General features: G+C 47.7%; 15 protein-coding genes and 1 riboswitch. Of the genes, 6 read left to right on the top strand and 9 right to left on the bottom strand.

Features of this window, described 5'->3' with window-relative positions; all coding sequences use genetic code 11:
* The first annotated feature begins 21 nt into the window (after positions 1-21).
* Positions 22-145: riboswitch (SAM riboswitch) on the top strand.
* Positions 146-235: 90 nt separating this feature from the next.
* Positions 236-2,077 (top strand): bifunctional homocysteine S-methyltransferase/methylenetetrahydrofolate reductase, encoded by a 1,842-nt coding sequence (locus KY305_RS07145; RefSeq protein ID WP_223061950.1) that lies wholly within the window; start codon positions 236-238, stop codon positions 2,075-2,077.
* Between the two features lie 86 nt (positions 2,078-2,163).
* A complete protein-coding gene (locus tag KY305_RS07150; protein WP_223061951.1) occupies positions 2,164-2,604 on the top strand; it encodes a GNAT family N-acetyltransferase in 441 nt (146 codons plus the stop codon).
* Positions 2,605-2,667: 63 nt separating this feature from the next.
* On the opposite strand, the gene KY305_RS07155 is transcribed toward KY305_RS07150, so the two are convergent.
* Positions 2,668-3,474 (bottom strand): alpha/beta fold hydrolase, encoded by an 807-nt coding sequence (locus KY305_RS07155; RefSeq protein WP_223061952.1) that lies wholly within the window; start codon positions 3,472-3,474, stop codon positions 2,668-2,670.
* 227 nt (positions 3,475-3,701) lie between these two features.
* On the opposite strand from KY305_RS07155, the gene KY305_RS07160 reads away from it, so the two are divergent.
* Positions 3,702-4,328 (top strand): pentapeptide repeat-containing protein, encoded by a 627-nt coding sequence (locus tag KY305_RS07160; protein WP_223061953.1) that lies wholly within the window; start codon positions 3,702-3,704, stop codon positions 4,326-4,328.
* 118 nt (positions 4,329-4,446) lie between these two features.
* On the top strand, positions 4,447-4,950 hold the full coding sequence (locus KY305_RS07165) for a DinB family protein (protein WP_223061954.1): 504 nt from the start codon (positions 4,447-4,449) through the stop codon (positions 4,948-4,950).
* A gap of 69 nt (positions 4,951-5,019) precedes the next feature.
* Here KY305_RS07165 and iolX read toward each other — a convergent pair whose 3' ends face one another.
* From iolX to KY305_RS07180, 3 genes are all read right to left on the bottom strand, one after another.
* Entirely contained in the window at positions 5,020-6,048 is a 1,029-nt protein-coding gene (iolX, locus tag KY305_RS07170) for a scyllo-inositol 2-dehydrogenase (RefSeq protein WP_223061955.1), read from the bottom strand.
* Positions 6,049-6,280: 232 nt separating this feature from the next.
* Complete coding sequence (locus KY305_RS07175; RefSeq protein ID WP_223061956.1) at positions 6,281-7,300, bottom strand: LacI family DNA-binding transcriptional regulator; 1,020 nt, start codon at positions 7,298-7,300, stop codon at positions 6,281-6,283.
* Positions 7,301-7,347: 47 nt separating this feature from the next.
* Complete coding sequence (locus KY305_RS07180) at positions 7,348-8,211, bottom strand: AraC family transcriptional regulator (RefSeq protein WP_223061957.1); 864 nt, start codon at positions 8,209-8,211, stop codon at positions 7,348-7,350.
* A 122-nt stretch (positions 8,212-8,333) separates the two neighbouring features.
* Between KY305_RS07180 and KY305_RS07185 the strand changes: the two genes are divergently transcribed.
* Positions 8,334-9,701, top strand: a complete 1,368-nt coding sequence (locus KY305_RS07185) for an MATE family efflux transporter (protein ID WP_223061958.1) — start codon at positions 8,334-8,336, stop codon at positions 9,699-9,701.
* Positions 9,702-9,735: 34 nt separating this feature from the next.
* Here KY305_RS07185 and KY305_RS07190 read toward each other — a convergent pair whose 3' ends face one another.
* Positions 9,736-10,479 (bottom strand): squalene/phytoene synthase family protein, encoded by a 744-nt coding sequence (locus tag KY305_RS07190; RefSeq protein ID WP_223061959.1) that lies wholly within the window; start codon positions 10,477-10,479, stop codon positions 9,736-9,738.
* A gap of 87 nt (positions 10,480-10,566) precedes the next feature.
* Positions 10,567-12,408, bottom strand: coding sequence for an asparagine synthase (glutamine-hydrolyzing) (gene asnB, locus KY305_RS07195; protein WP_223061960.1), 1,842 nt, complete (start codon positions 12,406-12,408; stop codon positions 10,567-10,569).
* A 174-nt stretch (positions 12,409-12,582) separates the two neighbouring features.
* Between asnB and KY305_RS07200 the strand changes: the two genes are divergently transcribed.
* The gene (locus KY305_RS07200; RefSeq protein ID WP_223061961.1) at positions 12,583-13,128 is read left to right on the top strand and encodes a DUF2777 family protein; all 546 of its coding nucleotides are present in this window, start codon (positions 12,583-12,585) and stop codon (positions 13,126-13,128) included.
* A 38-nt stretch (positions 13,129-13,166) separates the two neighbouring features.
* Here KY305_RS07200 and KY305_RS07205 read toward each other — a convergent pair whose 3' ends face one another.
* The 3 genes from KY305_RS07205 to KY305_RS07215 all read right to left on the bottom strand — a co-directional run bounded on the left by KY305_RS07205 (position 13,167) and on the right by KY305_RS07215 (position 17,444).
* Entirely contained in the window at positions 13,167-15,851 is a 2,685-nt protein-coding gene (locus KY305_RS07205; RefSeq protein WP_223061962.1) for a peptidase S8, read from the bottom strand.
* A gap of 237 nt (positions 15,852-16,088) precedes the next feature.
* On the bottom strand, positions 16,089-16,445 hold the full coding sequence (locus KY305_RS07210; RefSeq protein WP_223061963.1) for a YisL family protein: 357 nt from the start codon (positions 16,443-16,445) through the stop codon (positions 16,089-16,091).
* A gap of 93 nt (positions 16,446-16,538) precedes the next feature.
* A complete protein-coding gene (locus KY305_RS07215) occupies positions 16,539-17,444 on the bottom strand; it encodes a fumarylacetoacetate hydrolase family protein (protein ID WP_223061964.1) in 906 nt (301 codons plus the stop codon).
* Positions 17,445-17,496 lie beyond the last annotated feature (52 nt).

Consider the following 17,496-nt stretch of genomic DNA (forward strand, 5'->3'; position numbering starts at 1 on the left):
CCCATGACAATTAAATGAACGTTCTTATCAAGAGAAGCCGAGGGACTGGCCCGACGACGCTTCAGCAACCGGTGTAATGGTTTATTAAAACCATGACCAAGGTGCTAAATCCAGCAAGCTTACAAAACAGCTTGGAAGATAAGAAGAGAGACAAATGATCAAAAAGTCTTCTTCTTAAGAAGACTTTTTTTATTTCTCTTTTTTCCTTGCTGAATGTGAATAAGGGAGGCAAATAATGGGACTATTAGAAGATTTGCAGCATCGGATTTTAATCGGCGACGGAGCGATGGGAACTCTGCTTTATTCCTATGGCATTGACAGGTGCTTTGAGGAGCTGAATGTGTCAAAGCCTGAGGAAATCAAACGGATACATAAGGCTTACGTGGAGGCAGGCGCAGACATTATTCAAACGAACACGTACGGGGCGAATTACATTAAGCTGTCAAGATACGGACTGGAAGATGAGACGAAAAAAATTAACCAGGAGGCGGTCAAAATCGCGCGTGCCTCCTCAGACGGCGCCTATGTGCTGGGAACGATGGGCGGCATCCGCACCTTTAACAAAAACGCCTACAGCCTTGAAGAAATCAAACGCAGCTTTCGGGAGCAGCTGTATCTCTTACTGCACGAAGAGCCGGACGGCCTTCTGTTAGAAACCTATTATGATTTAGAGGAGGCGCGTGAAGTATTAAAGATCGCGAGAAAGGAAACGGAACTCCCGATCATGCTCAATGTATCGATGCACGAGCAAGGTGTGCTTCAGGACGGCACGCCGCTTGGGGAAGCGCTCAGGTCGATTGCTGACATCGGCGCTGATATAACGGGCATTAACTGCCGTCTCGGCCCGTATCACATGATTGAAGCGCTCACCGAAGTGCCGATTTTCCGCGACGCTTATTTATCCGTCTACCCGAACAGCAGTCTTCCGTCTCTTGAAGAAGGCCGGCTTGTTTATGAAACAGACAACACTTATTTCCGTGAGAGCGCCGTTGAATTCCGCAAGCAGGGCGCGCGGATTATCGGCGGCTGCTGCGGTACGACGCCAAACCATATCCGGGCAATGGCGGAAGCGGTCCGCGGGCTTCTTCCCGTCACGGAAAAAGAGGTGAAAATCAGACGGGAAGAAGAGGTAATCACTGTCCGGGATGAACGGGCCGAACCGGGATTAAATGAAATAGCCGCGAAAAAACGTTCGATTATTGTGGAGCTTGACCCGCCAAAGAAATTGAATTTTGACAAATTTCTGCAAGCGGCAGCTGAATTAAAGGAAACCGGAATTGAGGCGCTGACGCTCGCCGACAATTCACTCGCGACGCCCCGGATCAGCAATGCCGCCTGCGGGTCTTTATTAAAGGAGCGGCTTGATATTCGTTCTCTCGTCCATATCACATGCAGAGACCGGAATATCATCGGTCTTCAGTCGCATTTAATGGGGCTTGATACCCTCGGACTGACCGATATTTTAGCCATCACGGGCGACCCCTCAAAAATCGGCGACTTTCCGGGGGCCACCTCTGTTTATGATTTAACGTCTTTTGACTTGATCAGACTGATTAAACAGTTCAACGAAGGCATCTCCTTATCGGGAAAACCGCTCGGTAAAAAAACCAGTTTTTCCGTGGCAGGCGCGTTTAATCCGAATGTCCGCCATCTTGACAAGGCAGTCAAAAGGCTGGAGAAAAAGATCGAGTGCGGCGCCGATTATTTCGTTTCCCAGCCCGTCTACTCAGAGCAGCAGCTCATTGACATTCATAAGGAAACGAAGCATCTTCAAACACCGGTATATATCGGGATAATGCCGTTAACAAGCAGCCGCAACGCGGAGTTCATCCATCATGAAATCCCCGGTATTAAGCTGTCAGACGGCATCCGCGAAAAAATGGCGCTTGCCGGAGAGGATAAACAGAAGCAGAAAACCGAAGGCCTTGCCATTGCCAAGTCCCTCCTTGACACGGCGTGCGAGCTGTTTAACGGAATCTATTTAATCACCCCTTTTCTCCGTTCTGATTTGACGTCCGAGCTTGCCACTTATATTAAGCAAAAGGATGAAAAGCGGACAAATGTCTATTTAAATTGATACGGGTAAAAATGAGGCCGCCTGATGTGACAGGCGGCCTTTTCATGGTACGATTAAGAAAAAGAGACAGATAAAGGAGAATGGCCATGCTTGAAGTAAAATTCATTACCGCAGAAGATACGTACAATATCAGACATAAAATACTGCGCCCTCACCAGACCATTGAGGATTGCAAATATGATCAGGACAACGTGGCAGGCGCTTTTCATCTGGGGGCGTTTTTCGAAGGGACGCTGATCAGCATCGCCTCTTTCTATCCGCAAGAACAAAAAACATTAAAGGAAACACCCGCCTATCAGCTGCGCGGAATGGCGACTCTCCCGGAATACCGCACACAAAAAGCTGGAAGCACATTAATTGCATACGCAGAACGGACACTGACAGATATGGGTGCGGCGCTTGTCTGGTGCAATGCCAGATATCATGTGAAAGGGTATTATGAAAAGCTCGGCTGGAAAAGCATCGGCGAAACCTTTGACATTCCGGGCATCGGGCCGCATCTGATCATGTATAAAAAACTTGCCTGACTTTCCGGCCGAGCAAGCGAAAGCCCTGATAAGAGAATATTTCTTATCAGGGCTTTTAACGCGTTATTCTTTGGCAAACCGGGTGATTTCTTCATTGAGACGGTCTTTTTCTTCATAGAAGATACCGTGCCCGCTTTCTTCAAAAGGAATGAAGCTCGCACTTTGAATCCGCCGCTTCAGCTCCTTCGCAAAATGAACGGAACAGACCTTATCCTTCACGCCGTGCATAATCAGTGTCGGCACTGTAATATCCATCAGCTCCTTGCGTAAATCCTCATCCCGCAAAGCGGCGGCGGAATGAAGGGTGCCGTAGGATGAGGCGCTTAAACCGAGATTCTGGAACCATTCCCTGAACTCCGGCGTTTTGCTTTTCGCAAAGAAAATACGGCTGAAATCCGCGAGCGCTTTCGGCCGGTCTTTTTTAAAATCGGCAATCAAATCATCAACGTCTTTTTTTCGAAAGCCGTACGGATAATCAGGCCGTTTTGTAAATGCCGGGGCTGCCGCCGACATTAAAATCAGCTTTTTAATATCCGCCCCTCCGTGTCTTGTCATGTAACGGATGGCGATGGCACCGCCCATCGAAAACCCGGCGAGCACCGCATCCTTCAGCTCCAGCGTGTAGATGACGGCCTTCACATCATCAGCCATCGTGTCATAATCATAGCCTTCAAACGGCTTGTCAGATTGGCCGTAGCCCCGGAAATCAATGCCGATGCAGCGGAACCCTTTTTTCGGCAGTTCATTCATCTGATATTCAAACATGTTGTGGCAGAGCGGCCAGCCATGCAGAAAAACAATCGGCTGTCCCTGCCCGATATCCTCGACAAATAAACTCACATTTTCTTCGGTTTGAACGTAGCATCCCATCTGTCATTCCCCCTATCCGTTTTTTCAGTCCCTTGCGGTTGACGCCGCTCCGCTTTTCCATTACGCTCTTTCAATAAGCGAAACACTCGAAAATCGGCGAAGATGTAAGGCACGCTTTGCAGGCGGTGCTGTATATGTTTTCTGATTATCATAAGAAAAACCGTTTCGATTCACTATATGTTTCAATCGCTGATTTCAGCTATTATTTTAGTAAAGGGAGTAAGTCGATGAATACGATACAAAAACCGAAAATTCCGGAGCAATTACCGCTTCTTTCTTTTAGTGAAGCGCTTAAGGAGGATCATATAAAGGAGGCGGTGATTGAAAATGGTTCAATCAGCGGAGATGACCTGCAGCACTTGTGTGCCGAGCAGGTGATTTTCAGAAATATGATCTTTACGGACGTCTCATTCAGACATATGGAATGTACGGATGTGCGGTTTGAAAAATGCGATTTGTCAAACACCGATTTCAGCGGGAGCATCATCCATAGAACGGTCTTTCAAAACTCAAAATTGCTCGGAGTGAATCTGGCCGACTGCACCTTGCGTAATGTGCGGTTTGAAGACTGCCATGCCAATTACAGTTCATTCAGCTATTCAAATATGAAACATGTACGCTTTGAACAATGCACTCTTTCTGAAAGTGAATGCAATGATGCCGCTCTTGAGCATACACAGTTTGATGCATGTCATTTGGACGGCGCAAACTTCATCGGCACTTCTCTCTTCAACATGGATATCAGCACATGCACCTTTGAGGATATGCACGTCTCGCTAGATAAGCTGAAAGGATGCCGCATAGCCCCCGCCCACGCCATTACTTTTGCGAGAGCGCTCGGGGCCATTGTCTAATGCCTATTACAGGACAATGACCGCAGTTTAATACCCTTCTCCAAGTATGCCTGCGAATGCATTAAAAAGGGATTTCCCCATAAGCGTTGAATTACAGAAAGGAAAAGGGGGAATGTGAATGTCTCAAATTCAAAAGCTCTATGACTATCACGTATGGGCCAATCAGCAAATATTTCAGCATCTGAAAAACGTGCCTGCTGTAAGCCTGAATCAGGAAACAGAAAGTGTTTTTCCGTCCGTCAATGCTGTGCTGCTGCATATGTGCCAGGCTGACTATTTCTGGCTTAAAACGCTTTATGGTGAAACGTACGAGCACATCATTCCAAGTCTCTCTCAATTTAAGGAGCTGCACGGAGATCACGATGCGATTGAACATAAGATGACGGCGCTTTATGAAGAATACGGCAAATTTTTAACGGGGCTGGAGGATACGGAAAGTTCGATCTCCATTTCTCACCCGCACTACGGAACACTTCATACGACATACGCCGATATCATCCGGCATGTTGTAAACCACGGCACATACCATCGCGGCAATATAAGCGCTATGCTTCACCAAATGGGACATAAAGGCGTACCGACTGACTATATTTATTTTTTATACAAAAAAAGCAAGGGCTGAGCTGCCCCTTGCTTTTAACTGTTTTTGAAGTCATAAAGATATGATTGCGCATCGGAGAAGCGGATACAATTATATTCCGGCATAGCGGATGCCTGCCGTAAGCTTCACAGGCTTTCCTGTTCTAAAGGAATCAGTCGCGGCAATGCCGATTTCTAAATTAATTGCGGCATCGACTTCTGTGACAATCGGTGTTTCCCCTTTTTGCACACATGCCGTAAAATGCTCAAGCTCCAGACGGTAGGCGTCTTTAAAGCGGGTTTGAAAGTCAGGAATAATGTCATAGCTGCTGCCAGCCTCCGTCAAAACGGTGACATGCCGGTTCCGCAGCGTTCCCACTAATATAGTTCCCGTTGTGCCGATAATTTCTGCGCGGATGTCATGGCCGTACGGGGAATTTCTGCTTGCCTCCACATCTCCGGCAGCGCCCGAGTCAAATTCAAGATACGTCAATGCCTGGTCGACATCTCCGCACTCCTCCATGAACGGATGCTTTAAAATCCGGCCGTGTCCGCTGACAGACGTCACTTCAGCATTCATGAGATACCTGGCCATATCGTAATCATGAATCGAGCAGTCAATGAAAAGGCCGCCGCTATGCTTAATAAATTCCGCCGGCGGTGAGCCGTAATCTCTAGTAAAGCCCTTATAATAAATAGGCTTGCCGATTTCCCCGGCATCGATTCGTCTTTTCGCGTCAGCGTACGCCGGATCAAACCGCCTCATAAAGCCGACCTGGCAGATGACTCCTGTTTCTTCTATCTTTTTCATGACTTCTTTAGATTCAGCAAGGCTGAGGGTCAGCGGTTTTTCAACGAAGATGTGCTTGCCGTTTTCAGCGGCTTTTATAATCATTTCTGCGTGTGTGCTTGTCGGAGTGACAATGATCACCGCGTCAATGCTGTCATCTTCCAGCAATTCGTACGGATTTTCCGACCATTTGCTGATCCCGAGTTCCTTTGCAGCTTCTTCAGCTCTTCCCTTCATCGGGTCACAGACCGCAGTGAGCTGCGCGCCCTGCACTTCGCTGATTAAATGCTGCGCATGAAAATATCCCAATCTTCCCAATCCCAAAACCGCACACTTGACTTGATTTGTCATGTAAAACACTCCTTTTTATGAGAACCCTGCGCCGAAGATGATTAAACGGAGCAAACGGTTTCTCTTTTAAGTAATATCGATTTGAAAGCGCTTTATTTTTCGTGTATGCTTTTTGGTCTTTTTCTTATTCGGAGTATTTTGCGCAAGCGCTTTCTCAAAAGATGATTTCATTCTACAATGCTTATCACTCCTTTGACAATCCCTTTTTGATAAAAAAACGAGCCCCTTTAGCTTACGGGCGCGTTTTTGCCGGAGCGGTGGACTGTCTGACGACGAGTTCCGGTGATAAGATGATTTTGCTTTTTGTTTTTTTCTTTCCTTGAATTTCATCAATAAGCAGCTGAACGACGCGGCGCCCCATCTCATGAATGGGCTGGGCCATCGTGGTGAGCGGAGGATCGACCATTTCAGCGAGAATGGTATTATCAAAGCCGATGATGGATAAATCTTCCGGCACCCGAATACCCCGCAGACGCGCAGCCTGAATCACCGCACACGATAAGACGTCATTAAACGCAAACACGGCCGTCGGAAGGTCTCGGTCAAATAATGCACCCGCAGCTTTTTTTCCGCTTTCAAGCGAGTATCTCGTTGGAATGATAAGCGATTCATCGAGATGCGTTCCTGCTTCCCGCATTGCCTCCTGAAAGCCTTTCATCCTGTCTTTTTCACTTGTCGTCGAACCGTCGCCTGTGATACAGGCAATTTTCTTATGGCCCAAAGAAAGCAGATGCTTGGCTGCCGAATAGCCGCCGAGAAAGTCGTCAATAATGACGACGTCCATCGGAACGAGCGGTCTGTCCTGAGAAATCATCGCCAGCGGGATGCCGGATTTTACGATATCGTCCAGCGCCTTGATGCTGTCGGCATGTTCAATTCCTGTCGCAATAATAATTCCGTCCGCCTTTTTTTGTTTCAGCATTGAAAAATACTTTGTTTCCTTTTCCGGATGATAATCAGTGCTGCAAATCATAATATGAAATCCGAGCAGACTCGCGCTGTCTTCAATGCTTTTCGCCAATTCTCCAAAAAACGGGTTTGAAATATCCGGGGTGATCAGGCCGATAATATTTGTCCGTTTGCCGGTTAAAGCAGAAGCGTGGACGTTCGGCAGGTAATCCATCTCCTCCATCACGCTGAGCACCTTTTGTCGTGTTTTGTCACTGATTCTCCCCGTATTGTTTATGACCCGCGAGACGGTGGTAATGGAGACGCCCGCTTTATCCGCCACATCATAGATTGTGATTTTCATACAACAAATCCCTCATCTGTTTTCTGATTTCCTCATATACGCCAAGCTCAGTCTATCTTGCGGCTTACGAATTTGCGGTATTCCAACGGAGTTACGCCCTCGATCTGCTTAAACAGTTTAGAAAAATACGTTGGGTCTTCCATGCCGATGGCGTCGGCAATCACCCCCATTTTGTCATTGGTTGTGGATAACAGGCGCTTCGCCTCCGTCATTCTTACTTTGTTCGTATATTGGCCGGGCGTGACACCGAGCACCTGCTGCATACAGCGGGTCACATAGTCTTGATTGTAATGGAGCGCCGAGGAGAGCGCTTTGATGGTCGTTTTCTCTTGAAAATGCTCCTGTAAGTAGCGTGCGGCCTCCCATGCGACCCTTTCCTTCGCTGACGGAATTTGAAAGGCTTCTTTTTGCAAATGAAGCAGCAGTTCCTCAAACAGAATCTGCTTTCTCAGCGGCAAATCGGAATTTTCGGCGCTGTCATCAATGAGGACGCCGAATTGTCCCGCCATAAACTGCGGGCGCCGCACCTTTCCTTTTTGCGGCAATGCCAGACGGTAGCGGGCCGGCTCTTCAAAGCTGCCCTTTTTGTGCCGCAGTTCAGCCCAGTTGTTCCCGGCTTTTTCCGTAACGTCATATGCCGCTCCCTCAAAATGAAGCCACGAGTAGCAGGTCGTCTCCTCGCTGCCTTTCGTGCCATAATGCTCCAGACCCGGAGAAAGCAGAATATACTCCCCCGCTTCAACTGAAAAAGAGTTTCCGTCTTCTGTGATGTACAGGACGCCCTTGGTCACATATAACAGATCAAATACGGAGAAAATCCGCCTCACATGTGTTTCGCCTTTTTTGAAAACTCCTTCTCCCGCGGCGATAAACGCCGGGAATGGAGGGACAGTAAACTCGAGAAAAGCCATTTTTTAAAGGCCCTCCTTTTTAAGTCGGATTTTTGCAAGAAGTTTCGTTTCTCTCCCTTTTTATTATAAGAAAATGGCGGTACACTTTAAAACGTTGATTTTGTTATGAAAGGGGTAAAACAATGAAACAAGCGATTTTAAAACGAACTGCCTTCAAACAATCTGCTGATCACAAACTCTCATTATTTGCGCTTACTTGGCCGATATTTATTGAGGTTTCATTATATATGTTTATGGGGAACGCCGACACTCTTATGCTTAGCCAATACTCCGACAACAGTGTGGCGGCTGTGGGCGTCAGCAATCAGATCTTAAATTTAATTATCGTGATGTTCAGCTTCATTGCAACCGGCACAACAATTGTTATTTCGCAATTTTTAGGCTCCAAGCAGAAAAAAGAAGCACAGGAAGTGGCATACGTTTCCATCGGGGCAAACTTTGTCATCAGCCTCGCGATCAGCGCCGCCGTTTTTTTCGCGGCCGTCCCGATGCTTCGTGTGATGGGCCTTTCAAATGGACTGATGCCTGATGCTAAAGTCTTTTTACAGGTGGTCGGCGGCCTTTCATTTATCCAGGCGCTGATTATGACGTTCAGCGCCATCTTAAAAAGCTACGGCTATACGAAGGATACGATGTTTGTCACGATCGGAATGAATATATTAAATATCGCCGGTAACTTTCTTGTCATTTTCGGACCGTTCGGCTTGCCGGTTCTCGGTGTCGCAGGAGTTGCGATGTCTACGTCCATCGCGCGGGTCATCGGATTAATTGCGATGATAATGATCGTCAAAAAACGCATCGGCCTCAGCTTAACGTTTAAGAAAGTATTTCACGTCCATAAAGAGCACTTGCGCAAGCTGTTGAAAATCGGCATTCCGTCTGCCGGCGAACAGCTGTCTTACAACATTTCGCAAATGGTTGTGACTTATTTTATCGCCATCATGGGTGCACAGGCGCTGACGACAAAGGTGTACACGCAAAACATCACCATGTTTATCCTTTTATTCGGGACAGCGATCAGCCAAGGCACACAAATTTTAATCGGCAGGTATATCGGCGCCAAACAATTTGATGACGCATATCACCGCTGTATGAAAAGCCTGTATTGGGCGCTCGGCATTGCCGCGCTGACATCCCTTGTCATGACGCTGTTTTCAAAGGATCTGATCGGACTCTTCACAAACAGCCCGGACATTATCGCCACGGCGAGCATGCTGATTGCCATGACGATTATTCTTGAACCCGGCCGTTCATTTAATGTCATCATCATCAACTCGCTGCGGGCAGCCGGAGATGCGAAATTCCCCGTTTATATGGCGATGATTTCCATGTGGGGCATCGGCCTCCCTCTCGCATATCTGTTCGGCATCTATTTCGGATTCGGGCTGATGGGCGTGTGGATTTCATTTATCGCGGATGAATGGGTCAGAGGCATTTTAATGTACAGAAGATGGCGGTCACGGATTTGGATTCAAAAAGGAATCGCATAAACGCCCGAAGCTTCGCAATGAAGCCGGGCGTTTTTTATGCTTGAGAAAGCCGGTCTCTGATCTCTTTCAATTGCGTTTGATAACGTGAAGCCAATTCATAAATGGCTGATTGCGAATATAACGGAAACAGCGGCATCGCTTCTGCGGCTTCCTCATAATACGCCTCCGCTTCAAAAGCGATATACTCCCACACATTGATAAAAGCCTTGTTGACCGTCCGGCTGTTGAGTTCTTCTTCCGTATAGCCGAACTGCTGCATCACCTGCCGCGGCAAGCGCTTTTTTTGACGTTTATCCGTTTCGATATCCCTGAGGAGGCGTGTCAGCTGAATGGCCACTCCCAGTGATACGGCGGCGTTGCGGAGCTTGTCTTGATTTCTGCGCGCGCATATCGGCAGGATGAGTAAACCGATGGCGCCGCCCGTCTGATAGACGTACATGAGCAGCTCATCAAGCTCGTCATATGTTCCTTTCTCTCTATCTTGCCTTTGGCCTGCGATGAATTCACAGAACGGCTCTTCCTCTAATGTAAATTGCCGGCGGGCATCGCCTAGCGCCTTCCACAAAAAGCCGCCGGGGCTTGTCCCGTTGAGAAAGGCATCCGCTTCCTGTTCAAAAAGGACAAGCTCATGAAGGTCATCGAGCTGTTCGGCTTGATGAAACAAAGCCAGCACAGCCCATGCCGCCCGCCTGTTTTTCAGCGGAAGAGACGAAAAAGCTTTGTCACATAAGGGAAGATGCTTTTTAATGATTTGTCCGCACGTTTCATATTCGGTCATGTCACTCACTCCTCTATCTGTTTAGTTTATCATATGTTTCACAATGAAAAGACCGATATCCGTTAAAGGAAACCGGTCGCGGCACGGCTATTCTTCTATGTCGATGCGGTACGCCTCAAACCATGTATGAATTTGGGCGAGGTGGGCGATCAGCTGCGGGCCTTTCATCAGCTGTCCGAACCATGGAACCTGAAAAGATGACCCCTCTGTTTCCAGCAGCATTTCTAATTTTTTTCTGTCCAGCAGCGTGTGGAGCACGGAATCTTTTTCTTGTAAAATCGTTTTCAGCCATTCTGTGACGCCTTTTGTATATTTCGGGTGATGGGTTTTCGGATACGGGCTTTTTTTGCGGTACAAAATATCGTCCGGCAGCAGGCCTTCGAGCGCTTTTCGTAAAATACCTTTCTCCCGGTTGTCATGCATTTTCATTTCCCACGGGATATTCCATACGTATTCCACCAGCCTGTGATCGGCAAACGGCACACGCACCTCAAGGCTGGCGCCCATGCTCATGCGGTCTTTGCGGTCAAGCAGATTTGTCATAAACCACAGCATATTTAAGTAAAACAGCTGTCTTCTCGCTTTATCGGCGCCCGTCTCGCCGTCTAGCAGCGGTGTTTCCGCGATTGTTTCTTCATATCTTGCATTCACGTACTCTCTTAAGTGCAGCCGTTTTTGCCATTTTTCATCTAAGAGGGTGATCCTCTCCTCAGTAGACCTCATCCAAGGAAACCCTTCTTCTGCTGCCGCATGGTGAAACCACGGGTATCCCCCGAAAATTTCATCGGCACATTCTCCTGAAAGGCTGACGACGAAGTCCTTTTTAATTTCGCGGCAAAACCACAGCAACGAGGAATCAACATCGGCCATGCCCGGAAGATCTCTGACGAGAACGGATTCCTCCAGATGTTCTACCAATTGATCTTGCGTGATGACGCACTTATGGTGCTGTGTGCCGAATGCGCCTATCATTTTATCGATCCACGGGCCGTCGTCATTCGGCTGAAAAGCACTCGCTTTAAAAAATCTGTCGTTCTCCTCGTAATCGATCGAATAAGTATGAAGCGGATCTCTTCCTTCTTTTTCAAAATGTTCTGCGGCAATGGCGGTGATGGCGCTTGAATCAAGCCCGCCTGATAAAAATGTGCAAACCGGCACGTCGGAAACGAGCTGGCGCGTGACCGCATCTTGAAATAAGTACCGAACGTGAGCAGCCGTATCATGAAAACTGTCTGTATGCGGTTCGCTTTTTACATTCCAATAACGCCATATGGACAAACCGTCTTTTGAAAAGGTGAGCGCGTGGGCGGGGCGGACCTCGTTAATCCCTTTGAATACGCCGCTGCCGGGTGATCTGGACGGACCGAGGCCAAACACTTCGGCAAGTCCGATACTGTCTGTGCGGGCTTTCACATCAGGATGTGCGAGGATGGCTTTCAACTCTGAGCCAAACAGAAAAGAAGACCCATGTTCTTTATAAAAAAACGGTTTTACGCCGAGCCGGTCTCTTGCCGCAAACAACCGCTCCCGCTTTTCATCCCAAACCGCGAAGGCGAAAATACCGTTCAAGCGGTGAACGCACTCCTCCTGCCACTCAATATAGCTATGCAGCAGCACCTCTGTATCAGATGTCCGTTCAAACCGGTGCCCACGCGCCTGCAGCTCTTTCCGCAAATCTTCTGTGTTATACAGCTCGCCATTATAAATGATCGTGTACGTTTCTCCTTGATGCGTGCAGGCCATCGGCTGGCGCCCGCCTTCAATATCAACGACTGAAAGTCTTTTATGTCCGAATAAAACATGGGGCTCTCCCCAAACGTTTGAATCATCAGGCCCTCGTTTTGAAAGAGTGTCTGTCATTTTGTTCATAATATGTTTCTCTTGGACGAGCTGCTTTTTAAAATCGACCCAACCCGTAATTCCACACATGTGATATCAGCTCCAATCCCGTTTCTGTCGGTTTCAAATTCGTTTCTATCAGCACTTTACCCAGTTTATGCAGAGAAACACAGATAGTTGATTTGTCCCAGTAAGAGTTGTATGAGACAAGCTTGAAATGGAAAGAACGGAAGAGAAGAAAAAACAAAGGAGACCGGCGCAAAAATGAAACGAAAACAGCTTTTTTCAGAAAAGAACAAATGGGAGCGCGGGACGCTGATGATAGAGGACGGCATCTGCCTTGTTGAGAACGGGGATGGAGACATTCTGCTTGCTGAAAGCCTCGGAAACGCTGCCGTATTTATGAAACTTGACGGCAAATGGCAGCCGGCCCGGATTCAAGGCAATACAGCCGAGGTGGGTTCCTGGGGTACGGTTGTCCTTTCGGGCGGGGAAACGATCCGTTATGAAAAGACGGTGAAACGGCCGCTTTTGGACTTGCTGGACTCACTTGATGATGAAACGTTTCTCTTGTTTCTGAAGCATTTGCACGGGTTCGGCCTGTCTGTATATGATTGTGTTTTTTCCTACAACCAAGCGATGTTCTCCGGTGAAGGCGTATCGTTCTACCACTTTTCGGCAGATGACGCCCAGTGCGCCTTACAGCATCACCGCGGCAGCTCAGGGAAAAACGATCGGTTTGAATGGACGGCGTCGGACGGGCGGCGCTCCATCATGTATTCAACAGCAAAACACGGCGGGACAGCGTAAGTAAAACAGGCGGCGCCCTTTAAAGGCGCCGCCTGTTTTTATTTTCCGACAGTTACTTTGACTGCTTTGCTTTCTTGTTTATCCGTGTCGGCAGCCGTCACATAAAGCACGGTGCCTGCTTTTTGTTTTTTGATTTTGACGGAAAACGCGCCTTTTTGATCCGCTTTCTGCGTCGCGATTACTTTTTTCGCTTTATTTTTGACGGTGATTTTCGCTTGGCTGTTTGCTTTTCCTTTAACCGCCGTATCTTTTGATGTCACTTTGCTGACCTTTGGCGTGGCGGATGGGGTTCCTTTGGCTGTGACAATGGTGACAGATGTTTTTGCGTCATCTTTAGCAGCTTTCACTTGTAAAACGGTGTCTTTTTTCTGCATCGGGATATTCACTTTAAATTTGCCGTCTTTACCTGCTTTAGCGCTGCCGAGTTTTTTCTTGCCGTTCATGACTTCAATGGCCGTGCCCTCTTTCGCTTTTCCTCTGACAGCTGTCTGTGTGCTTTCAAGCTTGTTGATTTCAAGGCCTAAATCAACGGCGCTGACTGCCTTCATGATATTCAGGCGGCCGTGGCCGGAATGCCAGTCAACTCCCGGAATGACAGGAATCGGAATCGGGTCGCCATTGTCATCATACAGCTCTTCTTCTTGGCCGTCCTCGCTTTTAAACGAAATATCGTCTGCGGTCTGCTTTAATTTGGCTTCCACTTCATTCGGCTTGAGCTTCGGATTTTGGGACAGCAGCAAGCCTGCGGCAGCCGACACATGCGGCGCGGCCATTGACGTGCCGCTCATATACGTTACATTTCCGTTCGGCACGAGACTCGGAATATCAGACCCGGGCGCTGTCAAATCGAGCCCTTTTCCATAGTTTGAGAAATCGGCCGTCATATCCATCCGATTGCTTGCGCCGACTGAGATGACATATTTTGATGAAGCCGGATAGGACAGCTCATTCTGGCCTTCATTTCCGCTTGCCGCGGCAATGACGACATTTTTTGATGCCGCATATTTCAGGGCAAATTCAAGCACACGGCTGTATGCTCCGCCGAGACTCAGGTTAATGACTTTCGCTCCCTTGTCGGCCGCATATTTAATGCCAAGGGCGATTTGCTCTGTATCTCCCGAACCTGTTGAATCCAGCACTTTTACGGGAATAATGCCGGCTTTAGCATTCAGCCCTGCCATAGAGTAGCTGTTATCGCTTTTCGCGGCAATAATCCCGGCAACATGTGTGCCGTGCCCTTGATCATCAAGCGCGCTGTTTGTTCTGTTTACAAAATCGTGCCCTAAATCGGTCCTTACCTTTCCCTTCAGATCAGCAAGTGTGCTGTCTACTCCTGTATCCACGACAGCGATGAGCGTGTCATTGAGCTTGCGTTTTGACAGCAGCGATGACGCCTGGTCAAATTTCACATCCGCTCCTTTTATACCCCCGTCCGAGCCGCCGTTTTTCAGTGACCATTGGTAAGGATACTGAATGTCGGCCGACTGGCTTTTGTATTCACGCACAGGTTCGGCAAATTCAACAGCCGGCAGTTTTGACAGTGAAGATGCCGTGTCCTTCACCCGTTTGGCGCTGATAGAGTATGTGCCGTTTTGTTTTTGATCTTTCGGCATTTCAAAGGAATAAAGGTTGTCAAACAGTTTCTTCGCCTGCTTGATTTGGGATATATCTTTTTTAGATTGCGCGCTTGCCTTGAAGCCCGCTGCTTCTTTAGTGACTGCGGCAAGGCTTTTATTATTTTTCAATTTAAAAATCACTTTCTGCATCTGAACTTTGCTTTCCGGAGCCAGCTTGTTTTCTGTTAAAAACGCTCCGGCTGTTTTGCCTTTTAAGCTGTGGATATGAAGCTTATTTGCTTGCTGTTTCATTTCTTTTTTTAAATAAGAAGGTGCCGATTGCAATGCGGCGGCATATAACCGTTCAATCGCCTTTTGGTCTTTGTCAGTCACCGTGTATGAGGAATTGCTTCCGTTTTCAGCCGTGTCGCTGAACAGCGGCTTCAATGTCACAAGATCCTGATAGATTTCGGTTCTAGCTTTTTTGTTGAAAACGAGTTTTGCTGCGATAAACGGGGCGGCTTTGTAATAGAGCTTAGACAGCTCTTTTCCTGAAGCTGTTTGATTCAGCTCTTGATCACGAATCGTTCTCAGATCTTTTAACATACCGGTTCCCGCTTTTTTCTGGCTGACGCTCATTTCTACAGGGCAGGATTCCTCTTGTTCAAGATCTGCCGGCTGAAGCGTTGTGCCTTTATAGCTGATGGTGTAGGCTGCTTTTTCTGCGCTTTCGTTTTGAATGCTGCCCTCTTCCTCAGAATCTTCCCCTAAGTACTCTACTTTTATGTAGTAAGGGCCTTGCCAGGCATGCGGAACGTTGATTTCGCTTTTCTCTTGGTCTGTGTAAGAACGGTACATGTCAAACGTGTCGTCGCTGAGGGCTTTCTCTTTGCTGGAGTAGACGGATACATTTAAGAAGGATTGACTGCTTACGGTTAACGCCATATGTGAATCTTTTGATACTTCATCTTTACTCGGCGTTATTTTATACCAAACTGATTGTTCCGGCTCATCAATCACTCCGGACTGTGCCTTTCCGTTTTCCAAGGCTTGTGCTTGCTCGATCGGCTCTGCGGCAGACACTTCTGAAAACGGAGCGGCGAGGCTCAGCACAAGGGCCGCTGTCAAAATGGCCGCCCCAAACGATATGAATCTCTTTCGTCTCATCTCGGAATCCCCCTATTCTTTTTGATTCTCTTGAAGAGTAGCACAATTCCAAAGAAACAGATACCCAGTAAAGGAAGATTTAAGGTGATGTTAAAATACTCGGAAATTGATGAGAACACCCCATCGCCATTACTACGCTTTCATCTCATTTCGGCACTCAATCGTGTTACTGTTGCGGATAAAAGAAGGCGCAAATAAAAAACCCGGAATTCACATCCGGGTCATCAACATCATCGATTAAAATAAGTGAAAGCCGATCGGCAAATGCAGGCCGAGTAAAACCGTCAGGACGAGAACGATGATAAAACCGATCCACATGCCCGCAGTCGATTTGCCTTTCTTCTTGCGGATCAGAAGCATTTCCATCAGGCAGATGGTAATGATGCCGAGCAGCATTTTTCCGGCGTATTCTCCGTTCCAGTTAGCATTACGGACAAACAGCTCAGCGCCGGTCAGAATAATAATAATATAGAATAAGCGCAGAATCATATGCGTGATTTTAGCGCCCTTCGCTTTTCCGGAACCGTACAGCCCGTAGCTGACAAACACCAGAATAAGCGCAATGACCCATGATGTAATATGCCAATGTGTCATAATTTTCAATTCCCCCTATCAGATCAATCTGCCTCACTTATGGTACCACAACAAGCCGCAAGGAAGCATTATCAATCGCAGAAAGACACACAATTATCCGATTTGATTCGACAGTGTGCCGATCGGCTCAATCGTAATGTCAATGCGATCGCCCGGTTTCAGAAATTTCGGCGGCTGAAAACCTTTGCCGACGCCCGACGGTGTTCCCGTCGCTATAATATCTCCGGCTTCAAGCGTCATTCCTTTTGAAAGCGCCTCAATCAATTCCGCGATCGGAAAAATCATGTCGCCTGCCGAACCGGATTGGCGCAGTTCCCCATTCACCCGCGTCTCGACCTTCAGGCTTTGCGGATCGCTGACCGCGGACTTATGTACAATGACCGGTCCCATCGGACACGTCGTATCAAGGCTTTTGCCGATAAAAAACTGTTTATGTTTTTTTTGCAGATCGCGCGCTGTAATATCGTTCACAATGGTGTATCCGAATATATAATCGTGCGCTTCTTCTTTGGAAATGTGCGATCCGTTTTTTGAAATGACGACCGCGAGCTCTCCCTCATAATCAAGCTGCTCCGTTACCCCGGCGTGGCTTTTGACTGTATCGCCATGTCCGATAACGGTTGTCGGCGACTTGGTAAATACCATGGGGTGCTCTGGAATATCCGCTTCACTTCCCATTTCAATGGCGTGATCCCGATAATTTTTCCCAATGCAGATCACATTCTTTGAAGGTCTGGGGATAGGCGCACAGAGCTTCACGTCAGACAGCGGATACATAAATGACCCGGACTCATCATTTGGTTTTTTCGCCCATTCCGCAAGCTGCCGGGCGTGCGCGGCAAACTTATCTCCTTTTTCAATACATTCCATCAGCGAACCCGGAATCGTCTCAAGTTCAAACAGTCTTTTTTCAGCCTTTTGCAAATCTAAGATTTTGTCATCATCAATGATCAGACCGACAAACTTTCGGTTGTTCAGTGCCCCTGTCGCAAATTTCATGTTAATCCCCCATCATTTTTAAATCTGCCGTTCCTCTATTGATTCTTTCTCC

Source organism: Bacillus sp. YC2, from assembly GCF_019891195.1.
Taxonomy (GTDB): Bacteria; Bacillota; Bacilli; order Bacillales; family Bacillaceae; genus Bacillus.